The sequence below is a fragment of the Streptomyces sp. NPDC054783 genome (assembly GCF_053611725.1).
In genome coordinates, this window is sequence record NZ_JBSHAY010000052.1 from 29,366 (window position 1) to 45,734 (window position 16,369).

Annotated in this window: 13 protein-coding genes; 12 read left to right on the top strand and 1 reads right to left on the bottom strand. The window is 73.1% G+C overall.

Annotation, left to right across the window (positions count from 1 at the left end):
- Positions 1 to 61 precede the first annotated feature (61 nt).
- The 4 genes from ACWGJ5_RS43380 to ACWGJ5_RS43395 all read left to right on the top strand — a co-directional run bounded on the left by ACWGJ5_RS43380 (position 62) and on the right by ACWGJ5_RS43395 (position 3,993).
- Entirely contained in the window at positions 62 to 454 is a 393-nt protein-coding gene (locus ACWGJ5_RS43380; RefSeq protein ID WP_453315120.1) for a ribonuclease domain-containing protein, read from the top strand.
- Between the two features lie 296 nt (positions 455 to 750).
- Positions 751 to 1,986, top strand: coding sequence for a sensor histidine kinase (locus ACWGJ5_RS43385; protein ID WP_453315132.1), 1,236 nt, complete (start codon positions 751 to 753; stop codon positions 1,984 to 1,986).
- A 79-nt stretch (positions 1,987 to 2,065) separates the two neighbouring features.
- Positions 2,066 to 2,737, top strand: a complete 672-nt coding sequence (locus ACWGJ5_RS43390; RefSeq protein WP_453315121.1) for a response regulator — start codon at positions 2,066 to 2,068, stop codon at positions 2,735 to 2,737.
- 71 nt (positions 2,738 to 2,808) lie between these two features.
- Positions 2,809 to 3,993, top strand: coding sequence for a cytochrome P450 family protein (locus ACWGJ5_RS43395; protein WP_453315122.1), 1,185 nt, complete (start codon positions 2,809 to 2,811; stop codon positions 3,991 to 3,993).
- A 486-nt stretch (positions 3,994 to 4,479) separates the two neighbouring features.
- On the opposite strand, the gene ACWGJ5_RS43400 is transcribed toward ACWGJ5_RS43395, so the two are convergent.
- Entirely contained in the window at positions 4,480 to 5,502 is a 1,023-nt protein-coding gene (locus ACWGJ5_RS43400) for a Gfo/Idh/MocA family protein (RefSeq protein WP_453315123.1), read from the bottom strand.
- Positions 5,503 to 5,632: 130 nt separating this feature from the next.
- Here ACWGJ5_RS43400 and ACWGJ5_RS43405 point away from each other — a divergent pair, with 130 nt between their 5' ends.
- The 8 genes from ACWGJ5_RS43405 to ACWGJ5_RS43440 all read left to right on the top strand — a co-directional run bounded on the left by ACWGJ5_RS43405 (position 5,633) and on the right by ACWGJ5_RS43440 (position 16,327).
- Positions 5,633 to 6,370 carry a GntR family transcriptional regulator gene (locus tag ACWGJ5_RS43405; protein ID WP_453315133.1) on the top strand — a complete coding sequence of 246 codons (738 nt, stop codon included), beginning with the start codon at positions 5,633 to 5,635 and terminating at the stop codon, positions 6,368 to 6,370.
- Positions 6,371 to 6,534: 164 nt separating this feature from the next.
- Positions 6,535 to 7,539 (top strand): sugar ABC transporter substrate-binding protein, encoded by a 1,005-nt coding sequence (locus ACWGJ5_RS43410; RefSeq protein WP_453315124.1) that lies wholly within the window; start codon positions 6,535 to 6,537, stop codon positions 7,537 to 7,539.
- The gene (locus tag ACWGJ5_RS43415; RefSeq protein ID WP_453315125.1) at positions 7,536 to 8,564 is read left to right on the top strand and encodes an ABC transporter permease; all 1,029 of its coding nucleotides are present in this window, start codon (positions 7,536 to 7,538) and stop codon (positions 8,562 to 8,564) included. Before ACWGJ5_RS43410 ends, ACWGJ5_RS43415 begins: the two co-directional genes overlap by 4 nt.
- The gene (locus ACWGJ5_RS43420) at positions 8,561 to 9,331 is read left to right on the top strand and encodes an ATP-binding cassette domain-containing protein (RefSeq protein WP_453315126.1); all 771 of its coding nucleotides are present in this window, start codon (positions 8,561 to 8,563) and stop codon (positions 9,329 to 9,331) included. The genes ACWGJ5_RS43415 and ACWGJ5_RS43420 overlap by 4 nt, the downstream gene beginning before the upstream one ends.
- Before the next feature lie 117 nt (positions 9,332 to 9,448).
- A complete protein-coding gene (locus ACWGJ5_RS43425) occupies positions 9,449 to 10,594 on the top strand; it encodes an ROK family glucokinase (protein ID WP_453315127.1) in 1,146 nt (381 codons plus the stop codon).
- Positions 10,591 to 11,172 (top strand): sugar kinase, encoded by a 582-nt coding sequence (locus tag ACWGJ5_RS43430; protein WP_453315128.1) that lies wholly within the window; start codon positions 10,591 to 10,593, stop codon positions 11,170 to 11,172. Before ACWGJ5_RS43425 ends, ACWGJ5_RS43430 begins: the two co-directional genes overlap by 4 nt.
- A gap of 95 nt (positions 11,173 to 11,267) precedes the next feature.
- Entirely contained in the window at positions 11,268 to 14,120 is a 2,853-nt protein-coding gene (locus ACWGJ5_RS43435; RefSeq protein ID WP_453315129.1) for a DEAD/DEAH box helicase, read from the top strand.
- The gene (locus ACWGJ5_RS43440; RefSeq protein ID WP_453315130.1) at positions 14,117 to 16,327 is read left to right on the top strand and encodes an SWIM zinc finger family protein; all 2,211 of its coding nucleotides are present in this window, start codon (positions 14,117 to 14,119) and stop codon (positions 16,325 to 16,327) included. Before ACWGJ5_RS43435 ends, ACWGJ5_RS43440 begins: the two co-directional genes overlap by 4 nt.
- Positions 16,328 to 16,369: the final 42 nt, after the last annotated feature.

A 16,369-nucleotide genomic window follows, 5' to 3' on the forward strand; every position in this document is an offset into this window, starting at 1 on the left:
ATGGGAAAATCTTCAATCTTGTCGTTGACATGCCAACGTCTACGCGCGTCATCATGGGGGTATGAGATTCCCCCCACGCGCCACTCGCATCAGCGCCGCAGCCGCGCTCCTGTCCGCCCTTCTCGTGGGCGGCACCGTCTCCGCCACCACGGCGGACGCAGCCTCGTCGGTCGGCAGCGTCTGCTACGGCGACCTGCCGTCGCAGGCCCACGACACCCTGGACCTGATCGACCGGGGCGGCCCGTACCCGTACTCGCAGGACGGCACCGTCTTCTCCAACCGTGAGGGCGTGCTGCCCAGCGAGCCCTCCGGCTACTACCACGAGTACACGGTGATCACCCCCGGCTCCCCCACGCGCGGTGCCCGGCGCATCGTCACCGGTGAGGGCTCCCAGGAGGACTACTACACCTCCGACCACTACGCCACGTTCGACCTGGTCGACTTCGGCTGCTGAGCCGGAAGCCGACAGGACTCCAGGGAACAGCGCGACAGATCCCACGAACGCACGAACGGGCCGCCGGTGTTGCCCCGGCGGCCCGCTGTCGTCCGCGATCCGGTCGGGCGGTGACGCTCTCGACCTCCTCCAGGGCGCGACCGGGGATGTCCGACCGTCGGCAAGGCTCGTCCGGTGGTGCCGCCGAAAGTCGACGAGTCCGCGACTTTGGTAGCCGATCACCCCCACGGTGCGGCCGGTGCCCCGCGCCCTGCGTAGATTTGTCGACCGTGACAGAGAACGGGCTCGACCACACCATGGAACGCGGGGCGTGGCCCCGCCGGTGGATGCTGCCCTCCGCCCTGCTGCACGGGCTCGACCCGGACGGCCGCCGGCCCCGGCGCACCGCACGGGACTGGGCCGTCGACACCTGCTGCTTCCTGCTTGCCGTGTTCCTCTTCCTGGCATCCGCCGTGACCCTTCGCCAGGAGGACGTGCCCGGCGGCCTCGCCATCGCCGACGTGGTGCTGGGCGCCCTGTCCTGCGGCGCCGTCTGGCTGCGCCGCCGCTGGCCCGTCGGCCTCGCCGTGGCGATGGTCGCCGTCGGTTTCGTGTCCTCCACGGCGGGCGGGGCCGGCGCGGTCGCCCTGTTCACGCTCGCAGTGCACCGGCCCTTCCGCTACGTCGCCTGGGTCGGCGGCGCCGACCTCGCCCTCGTACCCGTCTACTACTGGCTGCGTCCGGACCCCGATCTGCCCTTCGCGGCTTCCGTCGTGTTCGTCGTGCTGCTCGCCGTCTCCGTCATCGGCTGGGGCATGTTCGTGCGTTCCAAGCGGCTGCTGATGCTCAGCCTGCGCGAGCGGGCCCGCCGGGCGGAGACCGAGGCGCGGCTGCGTGCCGAACAGGCGCAGCGGCTCGCCCGCGAGGCCATCGCCCGGGAGATGCACGACGTCCTCGCCCACCGGCTCACCCTGCTCAGCGTGCACGCGGGCGCGCTGGAGTTCCGGCCGGACGCGCCCCGCGAGGAGATCGCCCGGGCCGCCGGAGTGATCCGGGAGAGCGCGCACGAGGCGCTGCAGGACCTGCGGGAGATCATCGGCGTGCTGCGGGCCGGCGAGTCCGACGACGCGGCCGGGGAGCGGCGCCAGCCGACGCTGGCCGCGCTGGACGCCCTCGTCGCCGAGTGCCGCGAGGCCGGCATGAAGGTCACCCTGGACCATGACGTCGCCGACCCGGCCGCCGTACCCGCCTCCGTCGGCCGCACCGCCTACCGCATCGCCCAGGAGGCCCTGACCAACGCCCGCAAACACGCCCCGGGCGCCGAGGTCACCCTGCGTCTCACCGGCACCCCCGGCGAGGGCGTGACCGTGACGGTCACCAACCCGTCGCCCACCAGCGAGCCCACGCCCGTCCCCGGCTCCGGGCAGGGCCTGATCGGCCTCACCGAACGTGCGACCCTGACCGGCGGCCGGTTGGAGCACGGCGGCACGGCCGACGGCGGGTTCGAGGTACGGGCCTGGCTGCCCTGGGGCCGGACGGCACCGACGCCCTGAGCACCTCAGGGCCGGCCGTGGACGCCGGCGGGCGCGAGGGTGGCAACACGAGTCGCGCAACCGTGATTACGTAAGGCCCATGACGCCGATCAGACTCCTCCTCGTCGACGACGACCCGCTCGTACGGGCCGGACTGGCCCTGATGATCGGCGGGGCCGAGGACATCGAGATCGTCGGGGAGGCCGCGGACGGCGCCCAGGCCGAGGAACTCGTCTCGCGCACCCGGCCGGACGTCGTCCTCATGGACATCCGGATGCCGTCGGTGGACGGGCTCGCCGCGACCGGGCGACTGCGCGCGCGGGCCGACGCCCCGCAGGTCGTGGTGCTCACCACCTTCCACGCCGACGAGCAGGTGCTGCACGCCCTGCGCGCGGGCGCCGCCGGATTCGTGCTCAAGGACACCCCGCCCGCCGAGATCGTCGACGCCGTGCGCCGGGTCGCGGCCGGCGACCCCGTGCTGTCGCCCGCCGTCACCCGGCAGCTGATGCGGCACGCGGCCGGCGGTGCCGCCGACGCGCGCCAGGCACGCGCGCGTGATCGGCTCGCCGTCCTCAACGACCGCGAACGCGAGGTCACCGTCGCCGTCGGCCGCGGCCTCGCCAACGCGGCGATCGCCACCGAGCTGTTCATGAGCGTGGCCACCGTCAAGACGCACGTCTCGCGCATCCTCGCCAAGCTGGGGCTCGACAACCGCGTCCAGATCGCGTTGCTGGCGTACGACGCCGGACTCCTCGAGGACGACGGGCACTGAGCGCGTACGCCGCGCGTTGTCCTGGTACCGGGGGTTCCCGGTGTGCCTCGGGGGCGTCCGGAAGGGGAGCGATGGGCAGGCAACACGTGGTCGATCTTGGGGAGTTGGGGGATGCGCTGCGCACGGATCCCCATCCGGTGTACGCCCGGCTGCGCGAGCAGGGCCCCGTGCACCGCGTCCGGCTGCCGGGCTGGGAGGACGACGCCTGGCTGGTCGTCGGGTACGAGGAGGCGCGGGCGGCCCTCGCCGACCCCCGGCTGGCCAAGGACACCGGCAAGATCGGCCTGACCGCCATGGAGCAGGAGATGATCGGCCGGCATCTGCTCACCACCGATCCGCCCCAGCACACCCGGCTGCGCGGCCTCGTCACGCGCGCGTTCACGATGCGCCGGGTGGAGCAGCTGCGGCCGCGGATCCAGCAGATCACCGACGAACTGCTGGACGAGATGCTCCCGGCCGGCCGGGCCGACCTCATCGCCTCCCTCGCCTACCCGCTGCCGATCACCGTCATCTGCGAACTCCTCGGCGTGCCGGGCATGGACCGCGAGGAGTTCCGCAAGATGTCCACGGAGGTGGTCGCGCCGACGAACGGGCAGACGGGGTACGAGGCGATCGTCCGCCTCGGTGAGTACCTCACCGAGCTGATCGAGGACAAGCGCTCCTGCGGCGCCACCGACGACCTGCTCAGCGACCTGATCCGCACCACTGCCGAGGACGGCGACCGGCTCTCCGCACACGAACTGCGCGGCATGGCCTTCCTGCTGCTGATCGCCGGCCACGAGACCACCGTCAACCTCATCGGCAACGGCGTCCACGCCCTCCTGACCCATCCCGGCCAACTCGCAGCCCTGCGCGCCGACATGACCCTCCTGGACGGCGCCGTCGAGGAGATGCTGCGCTACGAGAGCCCGGTGCAGAGCGCCACCTACCGGTTCGCCGCCGAACCCCTGGAGATCGCCGGCGCGGCCATCGAGAAGGGCACCCATGTGGTGATCAGCCTCACCGCGGCCCAGCGCGACGGCGAGCGCTACGACGACCCCGACCGGTTCGACATCCGCCGGGACACCCGCGGCCACCTCGCCTTCGGCCACGGCATCCACTACTGCCTGGGCGCACCCCTGGCCCGCCTGGAGGGCCGCACGGCCATCGGCACCCTCCTGGAGCGCGCCCCCGCCCTCGCACTCGACGGCACACCGGGCGAGTGGCTGCCCGGCCTCCTGATGAGAGGGATGCGCAGCCTCCCGGTCCGCTGGTGACCGGCAGCTGACACCAGCTGTGCGCGGACCTGCGACTTCGGTCGCAGGCACAGCCCCGCCACGGTCGTGCGTGGCGCCTGCGGCACGGTCGTAGGGCGAGCCGGCGGCTGCGGTCGTGCGTGGCGCCCGTGGCAACGGGCGTGGGCGGCGCCGGCGGCTATGGCGGTACGTGGCGCCGACGGCTGCGGTCGTGCGTGGCGCGCTGGTGCGGTTGCACGAGGCACTTGCGGCAGCGGTCGTGGGCGGCGCCGGCGGTAACGGTCGTCGGCGGCACCGGCGGCACCGGCGGCACCGGCGGCACCGGCGGCACCGGCGGCAGCGGTCGTACGCGGCGCCCGTGGCACTGTCGCGCGGCGCGCACGCGGCACGGGCGTAGGCGCAGCCGGCGGCGACGGTCGTGCGGGGCGCCTGCGGCTACGGTGACACGCGGCGCCGGCGGCAACGGCCGTGAGAGGCTCTCGGCAACGGTCGTACGCGGCCCCGGGATCAGCCCTGCGACGGCCGTGCCCGGTCCGGGATCTCCGTGAGGGACACCGGGCGCCGTTCGTGCCGGGAGATCTCGCAGGCCTCGGCCACCCGCAGGGCCTGCAGGGCCTCGTGGCCGTCGCACGGGTTGGGGCGCTCGCCGCGCACCACGTCGACGAAGGCGTTCAGCTCGGCCTCGTACGCGGGCCCGAACCGTTCCAGGAAGCCCGGCCACGGCTTGTCCGCGGGCGGTGGCCCGGTCGGCTCGGTGGACGCGAGCGGCGTACGGTCGTCCAGGCCGACCACGACCGTGTCCGCTTCCCCGGCCAGCTCCATGCGCACGTCGTACCCGGCGCCGTTCAGCCGGGTCGCCGTGGCCGTGGCGAGCGTGCCGTCGTCCAGCGTGAGCAGCGCCGCGCCCGTGCCGATGTCGCCGGCCTCGCGAAACATCGGCGGCCCGGCGTCGGACCCGGTGGCGTACACGGCGGCCACCTCACGGCCCGTCACCCAGCGCAGCACGTCGAAGTCGTGGATCAGCGCGTCCCGGAACAGCCCGCCGGACAGCGGCAGCCAGTCGGCCGGGGGAGGGGACTGGTCACAGGTCATCGCGCGCACGGTGTGCAGCCGGCCGAGGCGTCCCGAGCGCACGGCCTCGCGGGCGCCGGCGTATCCCGCGTCGAAGCGCCGCTGGAACCCCATCTGCAGGATCGTGCCCGCCGTCTCCACCTCGGCGAGCGCCTGCAGCGTGCCCGGCAGGTCGAGCGCGATCGGCTTCTCGCAGAAGACCGGCAGGGCCGAACGCGCTGCCCGACCGACCAGTTCGGCGTGTGCCGACGTCGCCGTGGTGATCACCACCGCGTCCACGCCCCACTTGAAGATCTCGTCCACACCCGGCGCCGCCGTCTCGCCCAGCCGGTGTGCCAGTCCCTGTGCCCGGGCCGGATCCGTGTCCGTCAGGATCAGCGATCCGACCTCGCGGTGACGGCTCAGCGTTCTCGCGTGAAGGGTGCCGATGCGGCCCGTACCGATGACCCCGATGCGCATGGAAACAAAGTGAGGGCGGAGCCCGCGCGCTGTCAATGCATATGTCCGGACAATCGGACTACACAACTTCCCGTCAACCGGCCACGGGGCTACGCTCGGCCCCGTGCCGAAACCAGATGTGGACCCCACCGTGTCGCTCGACCTCCATGTGGACCGTAGCTCCCCGGTGCCGTTGTACTTCCAGCTCTCCCAGCAGCTGGAGGCCGCCATCGAGCACGGCAGCCTCACCCCCGGCAGCCTGCTGGGCAACGAGATCGAGCTGGCCGCGCGGCTCGGCCTGTCCCGGCCGACGGTCCGCCAGGCCATCCAGTCCCTCGTCGACAAGGGGCTCCTCGTGCGCCGCCGCGGCGTCGGCACGCAGGTGGTGCACAGTCAGGTCAAGCGCCCGCTGGAGCTGAGCAGTCTCTACGACGACCTGGAGGCGGCCGGACAGCGCCCCGCGACCAGGGTGCTCGTCAACACCGTCGTGCCGGCCTCCGCCGAGGTCGCCGCCGCGCTCGGCGTCCCCGAGGGCAGCGACGTGCACCGCATCGAGCGGCTCCGTCTCGCGCACGGCGAGCCGATGGCGTACCTGATCAACCATCTCCCGCCCGGCCTGCTCGAACTGGACACCGGCCAGCTGGAGGCGACCGGCCTGTACCGGCTGATGCGTTCGGCCGGGATCACCCTGCACAGCGCACGCCAGTCCATCGGCGCCCGCGGCGCCACCGCGGCCGAGGCCGAGCGGCTCGCCGAGGTCGAGGGTGCGCCGCTGCTCACCATGCAGCGCACCACCTTCGACGACACCGGCCGCGCGGTCGAGTTCGGCGATCACACCTACCGGCCGACCCGCTACTCCTTCGAGTTCCAGCTGCTCGTCCGGCCCTGACCGGTGACCTGAGTTCGTCGCAATGTCCGGACATTCAGGCGGACGCTTGCTCCCCGGCTGTGTCATGAGCGTCGGCCGTGTTCGATACTGGAGCGTTTGGGGCCGCTGAGCTGATCACCGGCCCCTTCCGTACGTACGAACACGGCAAGAAGGGGCACCGCCTCGTGGCACGGTTTCGGACCTGGGCAGTCATAGCGCTGACGGGGGCACTTTCGCTGTCCTTGGCAGCGTGCAGCAGCACCGGAGGCAAGCGGGCCGAGGACGCCCGCAAGGCCGCCACGGCCCAGGGGAGAGCGGCGGTGAACACACCGCGCTGGACCTTCGCGATGATCACCCACTCGGGAGACGGCGACACCTTCTGGGACATCGTGCAGAGCGGCGCCAAACAGGCCGCCGTCAAGGACAACATCAACTTCCTGTACTCGCACGACGACCAGGCCCAGCAGCAGGCGCAGCTCGTGGACGCGGCGGTCGACAAGAAGGTCGACGGCATCATCGTCACCCTCGCCAAGCCCGACGCCATGAAGGCCGCCGTGGCCCGCGCCGAGAAGGCCGGCATCCCGGTCATCACGGTGAACTCCGGCTCCGAGGAGTCCAAGGCCTTCGGCGCCCTCACCCACATCGGGCAGGACGAGACCATCGCCGGCGAGGCCGTCGGCGACGAGCTGAACAGGCGCGGGAAGAAGAAGGCCCTGTGCGTGCTGCACGAGCAGGGCAACGTCGGCCACGAGCAGCGCTGCGACGGCGTCGCCAGGACCTTCCACGGCACCCTGCAGAAGCTCTACGTCAACGGCACCGACATGCCCGACGTCCAGTCCGCCATCGAGGCCAAGCTCCAGGCCGACAGGTCCATCGACTCGGTCGTCACCCTGGGTGCCCCGTACGCCGACACCGCCGTGAAGGCGAAGAGCGACGCGGGCAGCAAGGCCGAGATCGACACCTTCGACCTCAACGCCCAGGTCGCCGCCGAGCTGAAGAACGGCACCCTCGGCTTCGCCGTGGACCAGCAGCCGTACCTCCAGGGCTACGAGGCGGTCGACCTGCTGTGGGCCTACAGGTACAACGGCGACGTCCTCGGCGGCGGCAAGCCGGTGCTGACCGGTCCGCAGATCATCACCAAGGACCAGGCCTCCGCGCTGGCCGCGTACACCCAGCGGGGCACCCGATGAGCACAGCCGTTGATGAAAGGATTCTGCAGAGCTCGCCGCTGAAGAAGCTGCTCGCCCGGCCGGAACTGGGCTCGGTGGTCGGCGCCCTCGCCGTCCTCCTCTTCTTCGCCTTCGCCGCCGACGGCTTCCTCAACGCCTCCAGCCTCAGCACGGTCCTGTACGCCTCCTCGACCATCGGCATCATGGCCGTACCGGTGTCGCTGCTGATGATCGGCGGCGAGTTCGACCTGTCGGCCGGTGTCCTGGTGACGTCCTCGGCGCTGGTCTCCTCGATGTTCAGCTACCAGATGACGGCGAACACCTGGGTCGGCGTCGGCGTCTCCCTGCTGGTCACCCTCGCCATCGGAGCCTTCAACGGCTTCATGCTCACCCGTACCAGGCTGCCCAGCTTCATCGTCACGCTGGGCACCTTCCTGATGCTGACCGGCGTGAACCTGGGCTTCACCAAGCTGATCGACGGCACGGTGTCGACAAAGACCATCGGGGACATGGAGGGCTTCCCCTCCGCCCACGCACTCTTCGCCTCGACCCTCACCGTCGGCGGCGTCGACTTCAAGGTCACGATCCTGTGGTGGCTGGGCCTGGTCGTCCTCGCCTCCTGGATCCTGCTGCGCACCCGCGCCGGCAACTGGATCTTCGCCGTCGGCGGCAACCAGGACGCGGCCCGCGCGGTCGGCGTCCCGGTCGCCAGGACCAAGATCGGCCTCTACATGGGCGTGGCGTTCGGCGCCTGGATCTCCGGCCAGCACCTGCTCTTCTCCTTCGACGCCGTCCAGTCCGGCGAGGGCGTCGGCAACGAGCTGATCTACATCATCGCGGCCGTGATCGGCGGCTGCCTGATCACCGGCGGCTACGGCAGCGCGATCGGCTCCGCCGTGGGCGCCCTCCTCTTCGGCATGACGAGCAAGGGCATCGTCTTCGCCGAGTGGAACCCCGACTGGTTCAAGTTCTTCCTCGGAGCGATGCTGCTCCTCGCGACCCTGCTCAACGCCTGGGTCAAGAAGCGCGCGGAGGCCAACAAGTGACTCTGGTCGAGCTGACCGACGTCAGCAAGCACTACGGCACCGTCCGCGCCCTCGAAGGCGTCTCACTGGCGGTCCACCCCGGCGAGATCACCTGCGTCCTCGGCGACAACGGAGCCGGCAAGTCCACCCTGATCAAGATCGTCGCGGGTCTGCACCGGCACGACGGCGGCACCCTGAGCATCGAGGGCGAGGAGACGACCCTGTCCTCCCCGCGGGAGGCCCTGGACCGCGGCATCGCCACGGTCTACCAGGACCTGGCGGTGGTCCCCCTCATGCCGGTCTGGCGCAACTTCTTCCTCGGCTCCGAGCCCCGCAAGGGCAAGGGCCCCTTCAAGCGCCTGGACACCGACCTCATGCGCCGGACCACCCGCGATGCCCTGCTCCGCATGGGCATCGACCTCCGCGACGTCGACCAGCCCATCGGCACCCTTTCCGGCGGCGAACGCCAGTGCGTGGCGATCGCCCGCGCGGTCCACTTCGGTGCGAAGGTCCTGGTCCTGGACGAGCCGACGGCGGCACTGGGTGTGAAGCAGTCCGGTGTGGTCCTGAAATATGTGGCCGCGGCACGCGACGAGGGCCTGGGCGTTGTCTTGATCACCCACAACCCGCATCACGCGTACCTGGTGGGGGACAGGTTCGTACTGCTGCGCAGGGGCACGATGGTGGGGAATTACACACGGGACGACATAACGCTGGACGAGCTGACCCAGCAGATGGCCGGCGGGTCCGACCTGGAGGCCCTACGCCACGAACTGCAGCGCAGCTGAGGGGCGCGGGGCACTGCGCGATCAACCGCGACGCACCCGCGGACGGCAATGCTCGCGCACCCCCTCCCGCTGCCCCGCGCAGCACTCAGCGTGAGCGTGCGGCACAATCGACCAACGATGAGCACCTACCGCGACCTCACCGCCCCCATCGGCTCCCGCCGAGCCCCGGTCCTGCGAACCGTCGGCACGCGCGAGCGCCGCTCCCACCTGACCGCACCCCGCGTGCCCACGGTGGGGATCGACATCGGCGGCACCAAGGTCATGGCGGGCGTCGTGGACGCCGACGGCAACATCCTGGAGAAGCTCAGGGCGGAGACCCCGGACAAGTCCAAGAGTCCCCAGGTCGTCGAGGACACCATCGTCGAACTGGTCCTGGACCTGTCCGACCGGCACGACGTGCACGCGGTGGGCATCGGCGCGGCCGGCTGGGTCGACGCCGACCGCAACCGCGTCCTGTTCGCCCCGCACCTGTCCTGGCGCAACGAACCGCTGCGCGACCGCCTGAGCGGTCGCCTGTCCGTGCCGGTCCTCGTGGACAACGACGCCAACACCGCCGCCTGGGCGGAGTGGCGCTTCGGCGCGGGGCGCGGCGAGGACCACCTGGTCATGATCACGCTCGGCACCGGCATCGGCGGCGCCATCCTGGAGGACGGCCAGGTCAAGCGCGGCAAGTACGGCGTCGCCGGCGAGTTCGGCCACATGCAGGTCGTGCCCGGCGGCCACCGCTGCCCGTGCGGCAACCGCGGCTGCTGGGAGCAGTACAGCTCGGGCAACGCCCTCGTCCGCGAGGCGAAGGAGCTGGCCGCCGCCGACTCCCCGGTGGCCTACGGCATCATCGAGCACGTCAAGGGCAACATCCACGAGATCACCGGCCCGATGATCACCGAGCTGGCCCGCGAGGGCGACGCGATGTGCATCGAGCTGCTCCAGGACATCGGCCAGTGGCTCGGCGTCGGCATCGCCAACCTCGCCGCCGCCCTGGACCCCTCCTGCTTCGTGATCGGCGGCGGTGTCTCGGCCGCCGACGACCTGCTCATCGGCCCGGCCCGGGACGCCTTCAAACGCCACCTCACCGGCCGCGGCTACCGACCCGAGGCCCGCATCACCCGCGCCCAGCTCGGCCCCGAGGCCGGCATGGTGGGCGCCGCCGACCTGGCCCGGCTGGTCGCCCGCCGGTTCCGCCGGGCCAAGCGCCGCCGGGTGGAGCGGTACGAGCGCTACGAACGGTACTCCCAGGCCCGACGCGACCGGGACACCGCATGACCGCGTCACTGCCGCGCCAGGCCGCCCCGCCGGACGAGCCGCGCCGCCCCGCCGAGGACTCCCGGCACAAGGCCAGGCGCCGCGCGCTCACCCTGCTGATCATCGGGCTGCTGATCGGCGTCCCGGCCGGCTACCTGGTGATCTCCGCGAACCAGAGCCGCAACAGCGGCAAGGACAAGGAGGCGAAGTACATGGCGACCGGCCTGACCCCGGGCTGGCCGTCGAAGGTGCAGCGCCGCCTCTACCAGGTGACCGTCCCGCACCCGGCCGACTACATCGCCTCCTACGAGACGAACAACTGGAAGACCAGCCGCCTCTACGTGCAGTTCCGCACCAACGAAGCCGGCCTGGACAGCTTCCTGCAGACCATGGGCACGCGCCGGGACGAGCTGAAGACGGGCGACATCACCATCGGCACCCGCGACCAGAAGGTCAGCGGATGGCACTTCACCGGACCCGGCCCCTGGTGGGGACTGACCCACGCGCAGAAGAACCCTGCGCCGACCCAGGACGTGGTCGTGAACATGTCCGACCCGAAGAACCCGATGGTCTACGTCGTCTCCCGCACCGTCCCGTAGCCGCAGGCCACGGCCGGTCCCGGGCCGGTTGTCAGACCCCGCCCGTAGAGTCGAAGACGTCTGGTCCGACGCACGGGCGGGAGGTGGCAGGACGTATGAGCGCAGGCACGGCCGCGGTGGCCGAGCGCACGGGAGGCTCCGGGCAGGCCGGGGACCAGGTCCCGGTGCGCCTCGCGTCCGTGTACCTTCCGGCGACCCTCCCACGCGAGGGTCGCATCGCCTTCTGGGACCCCGAGGGCGGGTCCGTCGAGGGCGACACCGCCGAGATCACGGTCGTACGACGCCACGGTGCGGGTGTGCGCCGCCGGCAGGTGCCCGCGCTGACACTGCCGCTCGCCGAGGCCCTGCCGCTGCTGGTCCGGGCCCGCCGCGACCCGGCCGCCCATCCGGCCACCGCCTGCTGGGGCGCCGCCGCGCTGCACGCGCTGCGGCTGGCCGCCCGAGGCCGCCTGCTGCCGGGCCTGACCCCGGCCGGCCATGACGCCTGGCGCGCCGGCCCGCTGGAGCCCGCCGACATCGCCCACCTGCGCGCGGTCGCCGCGGCCCTGCCCCCGGAGGGCCACGCCGTGCCGCTCCCGGACCCGGGCCCGCTCCGGCTGCCCGAACCGGAGGCCCTGATCCGCTCCTTCCTGGACGCGGTCGCCGACACCCTGCCCCGCACCCCGGCCGCCCCGTTCACCGCCGGCCGGCCCTTCGCCGCCCGGGAGCCCGTTGCGCTGCCACAGGCCCATGAATGGGCGGCAGAGGTCGCCGCCGGCATGGACGCGGGCGTGCGGATCTCGCTCCGCCTCGACCTGTCCGCGTACGACGTCTTCGACGCCGACACGAGCGCCCAGCAGGCGACCGGCCCGAGGAACGCCGGCGCGGCCATCGTGCAGGTGCACAGCCTTGCCGACCCCACCCTGGTGGCCGACGCGGCGGCCCTGTGGGCGGGGGAGGCCGACACGGCGTTCGGGCCCCGCTCGCGGGTGGACGCCGCCCTCGCCGTGCGGCGCGCGGCCCGCGTGTGGCCGCCCCTGGACCGGCTCGCCGAACAGGACGTACCCGATGTGCTCGCCCTGTCCGAGGAGGAGCTGGGCGAGCTCCTCGGTGTCGCCGCCACGCGGCTGGCCGCCGCCGGGGTCGCCGTGCACTGGCCCCGGGACCTCGCCCGCGACCTCACGGCGGCGGCGGTGGTCCGCCCGGCGCCCGGCTCGGCGACCGACGGCACCGGCTTCTTCGAGAGCGAGGAACTGCTCCAGTTCCGCTGGCAGCTGGCCCTCGGCGGGGATCCGCTCAGCGAGGCCGAGATGGACACCCTGGCCGAGGCCCACCGCCCGGTCGTACGGCTGCGGGACCGCTGGGTGCTGGTCGACCCGGCCCTCGTCCGCAAGGCCCGCAAGCGCGAACTGGGCCTGCTCGACCCGGTCGACGCGCTCTCCGTGGCGCTCACCGGCAGCGCCGACGTCGACGGCGAGAGTGTCGAGGCCGTGCCGGTCGGCGCGCTGGCCGCCCTCCGCGACCGGCTCACGGCGGGCCTGCGCCCCGCCGACCCGCCCGCGGGCCTCGCCGCCACCCTCCGCGACTACCAGCTGCGCGGTCTGGCCTGGCTGGATCTGATGACCTCCCTCGGCCTCGGCGGCTGCCTCGCCGACGACATGGGCCTCGGCAAGACGGTCACGCTCATCGCCCTGCACCTCAAACGCGCCCGCACCGAGCCGACCCTCGTCGTCTGCCCGGCCTCTCTGCTCGGCAACTGGCAGCGCGAGATCACCCGCTTCGCACCCGGCGTCCCCGTCCGCCGCTTCCACGGCCCGGACCGCACCCTCGACGGCCTCGCCGGCGGGTTCGTCCTCACCACGTACGGCACGATGCGATCGGCGTCCGCACAGCTCGCCGACCGTGCCTGGGGCATGGTCGTCGCCGACGAGGCCCAGCACGTGAAGAACCCCTACTCGGCCACCGCCAAGGCGCTGCGCACCATCCCGGCCCCCGCGCGCGTGGCGCTGACCGGCACCCCGGTGGAGAACAACCTCTCCGAACTGTGGGCCCTGCTCGACTGGACCACCCCCGGACTTCTCGGCCCCCTGAAGTCCTTCCGCGCCCGGCACGCCCGCGCGGTGGAGAACGGCGAGGACCAGGAGGCCACCGACCGCCTCGCCCGTCTGGTCCGGCCGTTCCTGCTCCGCCGCAAGAAGTCCGACCCCGGCATCGTCCCCGAGCTGCCTCCCAAGACCGAGACCGATCACCCGGTGCCGCTCACCCGCGAGCAGGCCGCGCTGTACGAGGCGGTGGTGCGCGAGTCCATGCTGGCCATCGAGATCGCCGAGGGCATCGCCCGCCGGGGCCTGGTGCTGAAACTGCTGGGCGCCCTGAAGCAGATCTGCGACCACCCGGCGCTGTACCTGAAGGAGGAGACGCGCGCCGACCGGCTCGTGGCCCGCTCCGGCAAACTCGCCCTGCTGGACGAGCTGTTGGACACCCTCCTCGCCGAGGACGGTTCGGCGCTCGTCTTCACCCAGTACGTCGGCATGGCCCGCCTCATCGCCGCGCACCTGTCCGCCCGCGCGATCCCGGTGGACCTGCTGCACGGCGGCACTCCCGTCCCGGAACGCGAGCGCATGGTCGACCGCTTCCAGAGCGGTGAAACCCCGATCCTGGTGCTCTCCCTCAAGGCCGCCGGCACCGGCCTGAACCTCACGCGCGCGGGCCATGTCATCCACTTCGACCGCTGGTGGAACCCGGCGGTCGAGGAACAGGCCACCGACCGCGCGTACCGCATCGGCCAGACCCAGCCGGTCCAGGTCCACCGCCTGGTCACCGAGGGCACGGTCGAGGACCGCATCGCCGAGATGCTCACTGCCAAGCGCGCCCTGGCCGACGCCATCCTCGGCTCCGGCGAGGCGGCCCTCACCGAACTGACCGACCGCGAGCTGTCCGACCTCGTCTCACTGCGGAGGCAGTCATGACGGCCGGAGAACGCGGAGAACAGCGCCCCGCCGACGCCGCCCGCCGGGCCCTGCGGGAGGCACGCCGGCGCGCGGAGACCGCACGGGCCGGGTCCCAAGATGTCGGGGTCGAGCCGGCCGGGTGCGGAGGGGCCGGGGCCGAGCGGGCTCGGGGCGAGCGGGCTGGGGCCGAAGAAGCTGGGGTCGAAGAAGCTGGGGCTGACCGGGCGGGCGACCAGGGCGCGGGTGATCGATCCGTGTCCGAGGCTGCCCGTGCCGATGCCCGAGGCGTGTTGGGGGTTGGCCGTGCGGGGGACCGGGGCGTGTCCGAGGCCATCCGTGCGGAAGGGCCCCTTGTGCGACCCGCCGACGTGGCCAGGGAAGCACTCCGGTCCGCACGCCGGGAGGCGCTGCGTGCCGAGGCCGAGGCGGAGGAGGCCGCCGCGCGTGGCCGGCGATCGCAGGAGCGCCGTACCCGACCCGGGCCGCGCGCGACCGGCGGCTCCGGCTTCTTGGCACCGGGTACCGCTGCCGTCCCCGGACAGGACTCCCCGGCCGCCCGCGCCAAGGCCGTCCAGGACATGCGGCACTACCTGGCCAACGCCTTCCGGATGCCGGTGTGGTCCGACACCCCGGAGGACGAGACCCCGAGCGTGGACACCAGCGGCAGCGGCGACAGCACCGAGACGCCCGACCCCACCGGCACCACCGAGCCAGGCCCCGTCACCGCCCCCGCCGGACCGGACCCCTGGCCCGCCGGACCGGACCCCACGCCCGCCGGACCGGACCCCACGCCCGCCGGTCCGGGGCCGACGCGGGACGAGCCGGCGTACCCGCCCACTCCCCCCGCCACATCCGCTCCCGCGACCCCCACCACCCCCGCCGGCCCGAACAACCGACGCGACACCATCCCGCGCCGATCCGACCCCGCTGCCGCGTCCCCCCACGTGCCCGTCAGCATGGCCACCCCCCACCGCGACTCCGAACTGCGCCGTACCTTCCCCGAGTTCGCGCCCCGGGAGGCCACCGACGAGGGTGTGCCGTTCGCGGGGACCTGGTGGGGCAACGCCTGGGTGGCCGCGCTGGAGCAGGGCGCGCTGGACCCCAAGAGGCTGGTGCGGGGCCGCGGTTATGCCGACCAGGGGCACGTCGACGCGATCACCGTGACCCCGGGGCTGGTCCTGGCGTACGTCCGCGGAAGCCGGCCCCGCCCGTACCGGGTGCAGGTACGGGTCCGCACGCTGGAGGACGCGGACTGGGCGCGTTTCCTGGACGCGGCCGCCGACCGGCCGGGGCACATCGCCGCGCTGCTCGACAAGGAACTGCCCCAGTCCCTCGCCGACTGCGGTGTGCCCCTGCTGCCCGGCCCCGGTGACCTCGTGCCGCGCTGCAGCTGCCCCGACTCCGGGCACCCCTGCAAGCACGCGGCGGCGCTCTGCTACCAGACGGCACGGCTGCTCGACGCCGACCCGTTCGTGCTGCTCCTGCTGCGCGGCCGGGGGGAGCGGAGCCTGCTCGACGCGCTGTCGCGCCGCAGTGCCGCCCGTGCGGCCCGCGCCGCACAGGAACGGCAGCCGGAGTCCCTGCCGGGCGTGCGCGCCGCCGACGCCCTCGCCCCGCGCCGACTCCCGCCGCTGCCCCCGCCGTTGCCGGTGCCCCCGCACCCCGAGCAGCCCCCGGTCTATCCGGCGGCGCCCGGCGGCCCGGACCCCTTCGCGCTGGACCAGCTCGCGACCGACGCCGCCGCCCGCGCCCACGCGCTGCTCGGCACCGGACGAGACCCGGTGGGCGAGCTGACCCTGTGGCAGGACGCGGTGCGCCTGGCCGCCGCCCGCCCCGGCTCCGGCCTCACGGCCACCACCCGCACCCTGTACGCCACGCTCGCCACGGCCGTCGGCCGCACCCCGGCCGAGCTCGCGCGGGCCGTCGCGGCCTGGCGCCAGGGCGGGGCCGCCGGGCTGGCCGTCCTGGAGGAGCCGTGGGATCCGCCGGCCGGCCGCTTCGACCGGGCCCGCCCGCTGCTGCTCGCCGCCGACCTCCCGGCGTTCCGCCCCTGGCGCAACCACCTCACCCATCCGCGCGGGCATGTCCAGCTCCGGCTGGGCCGCGACGGCCTGTGGTACGCGTACGAGTCGGAACCGGGCCAGGACGACTGGTGGCCCCGCGGCACACCCGACCTGGACCCGGTGGGCGCCCTGACCGGCCTCGGCACACCGGACGACGCCTGACCGTCCGGGACGCGAGAAGGCCGGTGCCGGCAGCGGTTGTCG

Excerpts from the sequence above, each read along its gene's own strand:
- ACWGJ5_RS43380 (WP_453315120.1), top strand. The coding sequence starts at position 62 with ATGAGATTCCCCCCACGCGCCACTCGCATCAGCGCCGCAGCCGCGCTC.
- ACWGJ5_RS43385 (WP_453315132.1), top strand. The coding sequence starts at position 751 with ATGGAACGCGGGGCGTGGCCCCGCCGGTGGATGCTGCCCTCCGCCCTG.
- ACWGJ5_RS43390 (WP_453315121.1), top strand. The coding sequence starts at position 2,066 with ATGACGCCGATCAGACTCCTCCTCGTCGACGACGACCCGCTCGTACGG.
- ACWGJ5_RS43395 (WP_453315122.1), top strand. The coding sequence starts at position 2,809 with ATGGGCAGGCAACACGTGGTCGATCTTGGGGAGTTGGGGGATGCGCTG.
- ACWGJ5_RS43400 (WP_453315123.1), bottom strand. The coding sequence starts at position 5,502 with ATGCGCATCGGGGTCATCGGTACGGGCCGCATCGGCACCCTTCACGCG.
- ACWGJ5_RS43415 (WP_453315125.1), top strand. The coding sequence starts at position 7,536 with ATGAGCACAGCCGTTGATGAAAGGATTCTGCAGAGCTCGCCGCTGAAG.
- ACWGJ5_RS43425 (WP_453315127.1), top strand. The coding sequence starts at position 9,449 with ATGAGCACCTACCGCGACCTCACCGCCCCCATCGGCTCCCGCCGAGCC.
- ACWGJ5_RS43430 (WP_453315128.1), top strand. The coding sequence starts at position 10,591 with ATGACCGCGTCACTGCCGCGCCAGGCCGCCCCGCCGGACGAGCCGCGC.
- ACWGJ5_RS43435 (WP_453315129.1), top strand. The coding sequence starts at position 11,268 with ATGAGCGCAGGCACGGCCGCGGTGGCCGAGCGCACGGGAGGCTCCGGG.
- ACWGJ5_RS43440 (WP_453315130.1), top strand. The coding sequence starts at position 14,117 with ATGACGGCCGGAGAACGCGGAGAACAGCGCCCCGCCGACGCCGCCCGC.